4 protein-coding genes are annotated in these 4,372 nt (G+C 68.4%); all 4 read right to left on the reverse strand.

Annotation, left to right across the window (positions count from 1 at the left end):
* Positions 1–690 (reverse strand): hypothetical protein (locus Q8M82_RS07195; RefSeq protein ID WP_305690694.1); only part of this gene is annotated, 690 nt, incomplete at its 3' end.
* 152 nt (positions 691–842) lie between these two features.
* Complete coding sequence (truB, locus tag Q8M82_RS07200) at positions 843–1,790, reverse strand: tRNA pseudouridine(55) synthase TruB (protein WP_305690695.1); 948 nt, start codon at positions 1,788–1,790, stop codon at positions 843–845.
* Positions 1,783–2,211 carry a 30S ribosome-binding factor RbfA gene (rbfA, locus tag Q8M82_RS07205; RefSeq protein ID WP_305690696.1) on the reverse strand — a complete coding sequence of 143 codons (429 nt, stop codon included), beginning with the start codon at positions 2,209–2,211 and terminating at the stop codon, positions 1,783–1,785. Before rbfA ends, truB begins: the two co-directional genes overlap by 8 nt.
* A gap of 97 nt (positions 2,212–2,308) precedes the next feature.
* Positions 2,309–4,372, reverse strand: a 2,064-nt coding sequence (gene infB, locus Q8M82_RS07210) for a translation initiation factor IF-2 (protein ID WP_305690697.1), incomplete at its 5' end; no start/stop codon positions are given.

Here is a 4,372-nt window from a genome sequence, read left to right on the forward strand (position 1 = left end):
GATCAGGACCCAGAGCTGCTCGATGCGACCACTGAGCCGATCGACCTGCGACACCGCCGCGGGCGTCATCTTCACGCCGCTGCCGACATATTGGGTGAAGTGAACCGAGCGGCTGCCGGCCGCCTCGCGCATCGTCGTGGCGAACTCGCCGAGCGAGACGGTGTTGCTGACCTCCGGGTTCAGGTCGCCGATGCGGGCGCCGATCTGGCGCTGCAGCCCCGTCTGCTGGTTGAGCAGATCGAGGACGGTGGCGCTGAAGGCCTGGGCGGCCTTGGGATCGCGCTGCTGCAGGGCCTTGGCGGCTTCCGCTGCCGCGAGGCGGCGCGCCTCGACGAGACGCTGGCCGATCTGGGACACGGGGCCGGCGAGTTCCTGGCGTTGTGCGAAGCCTGTCGCGGCGAAGCTGGCCTGCATCTGGGAGACGCGCGCATCGGTCTCGCGCGCGGCCTGGGCTGCGGCAGCGGCGATCTTGCCGTCCGGATCGGCGGCCAGGATCACCTGCGTGATGGCACCGCGCTCGATCGCGGCGCGCTCGATCACGCGGCTGACCGCCTCCGAGGCGGCGACGAGGCTCTGAGTCTCCTGTGCCGTCGAGAGCGAGCGCATCTGTTGATAGGCGACGAAACCGCTCGCGAGGATGGCGGCGCCACCGGCTGCGATGGTGCAGATCAGAAAATGTGTAACGCGCATGGCGCTGAGTTCCCCACGGCCGCCGCTCCGGATCTGGCTGTGGCCATGCCGTTCTTGCGCGGCGGCGGCCGGGACATGCCGGAGCGTTGTCTCCGACACATATCGACTGGCCTCTTAACGCGACGTTTCGAAACGCCGGTCGCGATGGGATTTCAGAGGTTGAAGACGCGGTGAGGAACCAGCTCGCCCTGCTCGACCGCGCCGATGGCGATGAGCACGCCGCCGCAGGTGGCGTAGAGCGCGGGGCTCTCGACGGGCACGTCGCGCCCGCGCAGCAGCACGCTCTGGCCCCGCTTCAGCCGCAGCGCCGCATCCTTGTGAACCACGACCTCCGGGATCAGCGACAGCGCCGTCTTGACCGGCAGCAGGGTTGCAGCCGCGCTCTCGGGGCTTTCCCGCAACGTCTCGACGGAGACTGCGTCGTCGATCGCGAAGGGCCCGACCCGGGTCCGCCGCAGATGCACGACATGGCCGAGGCAGCCGAGCGAAACGCCGAGATCGCGGGCGATCGCACGCACATAGGTACCCTTGCCGCACTCAGCCTCGAAGGTCGTCGTCTCCGGCGAGTGCGAGACGATGCGCAGCGCGTCGATCTCGACGGGCCTCGCCTCCAGCACCACGTCCTCGCCGTCGCGGGCGAGGTCGTAGGCGCGCTCGCCGGCGATCTTGATGGCGGAGAATTTCGGCGGAACCTGGCTGATGGTGCCCGTGAACTGTGGCAGCAGGGCCGTGATGGCCTGCTCGTCCGGCCGGGTTTCAGCCGTTGCGATGACGCGGCCTTCCGCGTCGTCGGTATCGGTCTGCGTGCCCCAGGCGACGGTGAACTGATAGGCCTTGCGCCCGTCCATGACGAAGGGGACTGTTTTGGTCGCCTCGCCGAGCGCGATCGGCAACAGGCCCGAGGCGAGCGGATCGAGCGTGCCGGCATGGCCGGCCTTCTTCGCCGAGAAGGCGCGCTTGACGACCGCGACCGCGTGGGTCGAGGTCATGCCGACGGGCTTGTCGAGCACGACCCAGCCGTGGACGTCGCGCTTCTTCGGTCGCGGCGCAAAGCTCTGGCCCTGGGGTTCGAGGAGGTCCGGAGAGGCCGGTTCAGTCATTGTCCTGCTCGTCCGTCTGGATGCGCAGCGGCTGCTTCAGGATGTCCTGCCGCACCTTGTCGGAATAGAGGATCGCGTCGACCCGCTCGGCCTCGGCGAAGCTCTCATCTGCCAGGAAGCGGATATCGGGCGCGAATTTCAGGTTCACGCGGTGAGCGATCTCGCCGCGGATATAGCGCTTGTGGTCGTTCAGGGCCTTCAGCACCGGTTTCACGTCGCCGCCGCCGAGCGGCATGATGTAGCAGGTCGCGAGCTTGAGATCCGAGGACAGGCGCACTTCGGGCACCGTGACGACGTGCCTGGCCAGCACCTCGTCATGAATGTCGCCGCGCGAAAGCAGCTCGGCCAGCGCATGACGGATGACTTCGCCGATGCGCAGCTGGCGCTGGTTGGGACCGAAGGGTTTTGCGGGTTTTGCCATGGTTCTCGTTCTCCGGGATCGGACCGGATGGACGGTCGATAAAAGCATCATGGCCGGGCAAGCCCGGCCATGATCAGCCTGGGTCGAAGCAGACGCCTCAGAGCGTGCGCTTGATCTCCTCGACGCGGTAGCACTCGATCACGTCGCCGGCGCGCATGTCCTGATAGTTCTCGAAGGACATGCCGCATTCCTGGCCGGCCACGACCTCCTTGGCGTCGTCCTTGAAGCGCTTGAGCTGGGCGAGCTTGCCCTCGTGGACGACGACGTTGTCGCGGATCAGGCGGACATTGGCGCCACGCTCGATCGTGCCGTCGGTGACGCGGCAGCCGGCGATCTTGCCGACCTTGGAGACGGCGAAGATCTCGAGGATCAGCGCATTGCCGAGCATGGTTTCGCGCAGGGTCGGCGCCAGCAGGCCCGACATCGCCGCCTTCACATCGTCCACGAGGTTGTAGATGATGTTGTAATAGCGGATTTCGACGCCGGCCCGTTCGGCCGCCTCACGCGCTTCCTTGTGGGCGCGCACGTTGAAGCCGATCACGGCCGCGCCCGAAGCCTGGGCCAGCGTGATGTCGGATTCGGTGATGCCGCCGACGCCCGACTGCAGCACGCGGGCGCGCACCTCGTCATTGCCGACCTTCTCGAGCGTGCCGACGATGGCCTCGACCGAGCCCTGCACGTCGCCCTTGACGACGAGCGGGAACTCCTTGCGGCCGGCGCCTTCCTTGAGATCGCGCATCATGTCCGCGAGCGAACGGCCCGCAGCCGATCCGCCGCCGCGCGCGGCGATCCGGTCGCGCTTCTGGCGCTCGCGGTAGTCGGTGATCTCGCGGGCCCGCGCCTCCGACTCGACGACCGCGACGCGGTCGCCCGCCTCAGGGGTGCCATTGAAGCCGAGGACCTCGACCGGCAGGGAGGGTGGCGCCTCCTTGATATGGGCGCCGGTGTCGCCGATCAGCGCGCGCACGCGACCCCATTCGGAACCCGCCACGATGATGTCGCCGGTGCGCAGCGTGCCGCGCTGGACGAGCACGGTCGCGACCGGGCCGCGGCCGCGATCGAGCTTGGCCTCGATCACCGTGCCCTCGGCCGGACGATCCGGATTGGCCTTGAGGTCGAGCAGTTCGGCCTGCAGCGCGATCGCCTCGAGCAGCTTGTCGAGGTTCTTGCCGGTCTTGGCCGAAACCTCGATTTCGAGCGTCTCGCCGCCGAGCGACTCGACCTGGATCTCGTATTGCAGCAGCTCGGCGCGCACCCGCTCGGGGCTGGCGTCGGTCTTGTCGATCTTGTTGATCGCCACGATCAGTGGAACGCCGGCAGCCTTGGCGTGATTGATCGCCTCGACCGTCTGCGGCATCACGCCGTCATCGGCCGCCACAACCAGCACGACGACGTCGGTGACCTTGGCGCCGCGGGCGCGCATCGCCGTGAAGGCGGCGTGGCCCGGCGTGTCGATGAAGGTCACCTTGGCGCCGGACGGCGTCACCACCTGATAGGCGCCGATATGCTGGGTGATGCCGCCGGCCTCGCCGGTGACGACATGCGTCTGGCGGATCGCGTCGAGCAGCGAGGTCTTGCCGTGGTCGACATGGCCCATGATCGTGACGACGGCCGGGCGCGAGCTCAGCGTGTCGTCGGTATCGGGCGTGTCGAACAGGCCTTCCTCGACATCGGATTCGGCCACGCGCTTGACGGTGTGGCCCATTTCCTCGGCCACAAGCTGGGCGGTGTCGGCGTCGATCACGTCCGTGATCTTGTGCATCGCGCCCTGCTTCATCAGCAGGCGGATGACGTCGACGCCGCGCTCGGTCATGCGGTTGGCGAGTTCCTGGATGGTGATCGTCTCGGGAATGATCACCTCGCGCATCACGCGCTCCTTCGCCACGTCGGAGGCGCGGTGCCCCGTCATGCGCTGGACGCGCCGGCGGAAGGCGGCGACCGAGCGTGTGCGCTCGTCGTCACCACCGGTCGCGGTCGACAGCGTCAGGCGGCCACGCGGCTTCTCGCCGACCTTGGGCGTCTTGGGAGCAGGCACCGGGGCTCCGCGCGGCGGGCCGCCGGCAAAGCCGCCGGGACGGCGGAAGGCGGGCCTCGCCTCGCCATCGTCGGGCCGGCTGCGTGGCGTGGCCGTCGACGGCGCCTGGCGCGTCGGACGGGTGAC

This window comes from Allobosea sp. (assembly GCF_030694325.1).
GTDB lineage: Bacteria > Pseudomonadota > Alphaproteobacteria > Rhizobiales > Beijerinckiaceae > Allobosea.

Bases quoted from the DNA above. Each gene is read 5' to 3' on its own strand.
- truB (WP_305690695.1), bottom strand. From the start codon at position 1,790: ATGACTGAACCGGCCTCTCCGGACCTCCTCGAACCCCAGGGCCAGAGC.
- rbfA (WP_305690696.1), bottom strand. From the start codon at position 2,211: ATGGCAAAACCCGCAAAACCCTTCGGTCCCAACCAGCGCCAGCTGCGC.